General features: G+C 63.0%; 3 protein-coding genes. 1 reads left to right on the forward strand and 2 read right to left on the reverse strand.

Annotated elements, in window-relative coordinates:
- A partial coding sequence (locus tag ACK5L9_RS13710) for a substrate-binding domain-containing protein (protein ID WP_416912028.1) occupies positions 1–619 on the forward strand: 619 nt, incomplete at its 5' end.
- A gap of 35 nt (positions 620–654) precedes the next feature.
- Here ACK5L9_RS13710 and ACK5L9_RS13715 read toward each other — a convergent pair.
- The gene (locus ACK5L9_RS13715) at positions 655–1,677 is read right to left on the reverse strand and encodes a Gfo/Idh/MocA family protein (protein WP_416912029.1); all 1,023 of its coding nucleotides are present in this window, start codon (positions 1,675–1,677) and stop codon (positions 655–657) included.
- 94 nt (positions 1,678–1,771) lie between these two features.
- Positions 1,772–2,812, reverse strand: a complete 1,041-nt coding sequence (locus tag ACK5L9_RS13720) for a LacI family DNA-binding transcriptional regulator (protein ID WP_416912030.1) — start codon at positions 2,810–2,812, stop codon at positions 1,772–1,774.
- Positions 2,813–3,111 lie beyond the last annotated feature (299 nt).

The following is a 3,111-nucleotide window of genomic DNA, read 5'->3' on the forward strand; positions in this document are numbered from 1 at the left end:
CATGGTCTATAATTCCGGTGCCGAGCATCGGGAAGCGGTCGAAGGCATCAACTATTTCGGCGCCGACGACTATGTGGCGGGTGTCGCGGGCGGCGAGTATCTGGCGCAGAACGGTGCGAAAAAGATCCTCTGCCATATCCACGTTCCGGGCGCGGTCAATCTGGAAAGCCGCTGCGACGGGGTGACCGAAGGTGCCACGAAGGGCGGCGCCGAGGTCGTCCGCCTGCCGACCCCCGCCAATATCGATTCCGATGCCACCGCGACGGCCGAGGCGATCAAGGCCGAGCTGCTGAAGGATCCCTCTATCGACGCGGTCATCACCGGGGCTGCCTGGGCTGCGGATTCCGCTGCGATCGCGATCCAGCAGGCCGGGCGCGAGGTGATGCTGGGCACCTTCGATCTCAGCCCCTCGGTGCTTGGCCGGATTCAGGCGGGCACGCAGAAAATGGCCATCGACCAGCAGCCCTATCTGCAATCCTTTCTGGCGGCGACCATGCTGGCGGCACAGATCGACTTCGGCACCGAACTGGCCAGCCAGCCGGTCCTGACCGGCCCCGCCATCGTCGATGCCAGCAATGTCGAGGTGACGCTCAAGGGCGTGGAACAGGGCGTTCGCTGACTTCCGTCAGGGGCGGCCACCGCTGCCCCTGAACTTCAAAGCCGGATCTCGCGCCCCTCGGCTGCGCTTTGGCGGGCGGCGTCAAGCACTTCAAGCACGGCGATTGCATCGGCGGGGGTGACGGGCGGCGGCGTGCCGTCGCGGACCGCACGCGCGAAAGCCTCGTAATAATCGTGATAGCGCCCCTGTTCCGAGGGAATGCGTTCGGTGCCCGCTGCAGTCGCCAGCGTGCCCCAACGCTCGGCACCCTCATATCCCCAGCCGGCCAAATCATCGGCGGGCCGCTTCCCCGCAAATATCGCCTGCGCCTGCACGTCCTGCTGGGCCGAGCGATAGCTGCCCCGATCGCCGTAAACCACGAATTCCTTGGCATCGATATGGTTGATCTTGCTGGAGACAAGCTGAGAAAAGGTGCCGTTCCGGTGCCGGATCGAGATGACAAAGCCAGCATCGGTCGGACCTTCCGGCAGGTCGATCATGTCCAGATGCGCATGGACCGAAGCCGCCGGACCCAGCAGCCACAGGATCTGATCGACCATATGGCTGCCCAGATCGCGCAGCAGCCCGCCCTGCGGGCCAGCCTCCAGCGTCGCCGGATCGTCCTGCTCCATGCGCGCATGAATGCGCCACAGCTTGCCCAGCCGGCCGCTGTCCAGCACCTTTTTCAGCGTCTGCACATCGGTATCGAAGCGGCGGTTGTGAAAGACGCCAAGGGTCACACCTCGTGCCTTCGCGGCCGCCTCCATCTCGCGGCCGACCGCTGCCGAAGGTGCAAAAGGCTTGTCGGCGATGACATGGGCGCCTGCTGCAATGGCCTCCAGCACTAGCTCGCGGCGGGTCTGGGGCGGGGTGGTGATGGTGACGGCATCGACACCATCCGCCAGCATATCAGTCAGGCTGGCATGGACCTTCAGGCCGGGATAGTCCGCCTGAACCCGTTCAATGGTGGCAGGCGCGCGGGCGACGATGCACGCCAGTTCCGCACCCTCGGCCGCCTTGATGAAAGGGGCATGAAAATGCCGCCCGCCGGTTCCGTAGCCGACAATTCCGATTCGCATGGCAGTCTCCTTCTCTGGGCGCAGGCCTGCGCGGACGGCCTTGAGCGTCCATCCGGACGCAGAGTTTGACAAAGCCGGACCTGATGGAATTGCATCAGACACTTTCCGGCGTGATGATTTCAAGCGGCACGATCCGTTGCCTGACCGAGGTGCCGCCCCGGCTTCTCAGCGCGGTGATCATGGTGTCGATCAACTCATCCGAGGTCTGCCGCAACGGATGACACAGCGCCACGGTGATCAGCCCCTCGGTCAGGCCCTTGCGGGTTTCCGGGCCGATATCGCGGCAGACAATCCGAACCCTGGTCCTGTGATCTTCCGGGACCTCGCGCAGCGCCCTCAACACGCCCGAGATGCCGCCGCCCGCGATATAGATGCCGCGCAGATCGTCGCTGTTGTCCAGCAATTCGCGCACCATGCAATAGGCTTCGTCAGGCTCTTCATGGGTCGGGCGGCTGTCGTCGATCTGCAGATGCGGGGCGTGTTCGCGCATATAGGACCGGAAGCTGGCATCCGACACGTCCTGACACTGATAGCGGTGATTGCCGATGAACAGCGCCACCCGACCGGGCGCGTGGGTCGTCTGGGTGATGAACCAGGCGGCCGTGCGCCCCAGTTTCCAGTTGTCCAGCCCGACATACCCGGCCCGATTCGGGGCTGAGAGATCCGTTATATATGTCACGACGGGGACATTCCTTTCGCGTAGTGCCGTGATCTGCTGGCTGATCAGCGGGTGATCGCCCGCGATGATGGCGACCGCATCGCAGGCACCGCCAAGCGCGCCTAACCTCTCGGCGATATTCATCGGGTCCAGCCGATCGATGAAGTCCACAACCGGCTCGATCTTGCTGTCGCGTCGCCGGCCGGCAGCCTCGATGATCTGGTCGCCGAACATTCGATACAGATCCCGCGTCGATTGCTGCAGCAAAAAACCCAAGCGATAGCTGGGTTTGGCGTCCTGCTTGCGGGCTTCGATCACGCCAAGACCATAAAACCCGATCTGCTCGGCCGCATCGCGCACCCGGTCGATGGTGGCCGGGCGCACTGTCGCGCTGCCGCCGATGATCCTGTTCACGGTGGCGATGCTGACCCCGGCAGCAGCGGCGAGATCGGCAATGGTGGGGCGCTTTTCGGGCATCGGGAATCTCATTCTGTAATGAAATTAAAAGATACATAAATATCATAAAAGAGCAAGAAATGTTTCTTTCATGCGTCTGGCTTGCTACCAAGATGGAAGGAAGTCGGGTCTCGTTCTGATTGCTTTACATCAGCGCAAAGATTCTCAAGCCGCGACACGGCAAGAATATTAGAGGCGCGTGGACCAGTTGCCCGCGCAGGGATGACGTGAGGAGGCCTCTGCCCGCTGGAAAGGCGTTCCGGCGAAACGTGACAGGGGCCGATCCGGACGGCCCGAGGGGAGGATACCGATGACATTCA

Origin of the sequence: Paracoccus sp. (in: a-proteobacteria) (genome assembly GCF_047973135.1) — a bacterium.
Classification (GTDB): domain Bacteria; phylum Pseudomonadota; class Alphaproteobacteria; order Rhodobacterales; family Rhodobacteraceae; genus Paracoccus.

Excerpts from the sequence above, each read along its gene's own strand:
- ACK5L9_RS13715 (WP_416912029.1), bottom strand. The coding sequence starts at position 1,677 with ATGCGAATCGGAATTGTCGGCTACGGAACCGGCGGGCGGCATTTTCAT.
- ACK5L9_RS13720 (WP_416912030.1), bottom strand. The coding sequence starts at position 2,812 with ATGCCCGAAAAGCGCCCCACCATTGCCGATCTCGCCGCTGCTGCCGGG.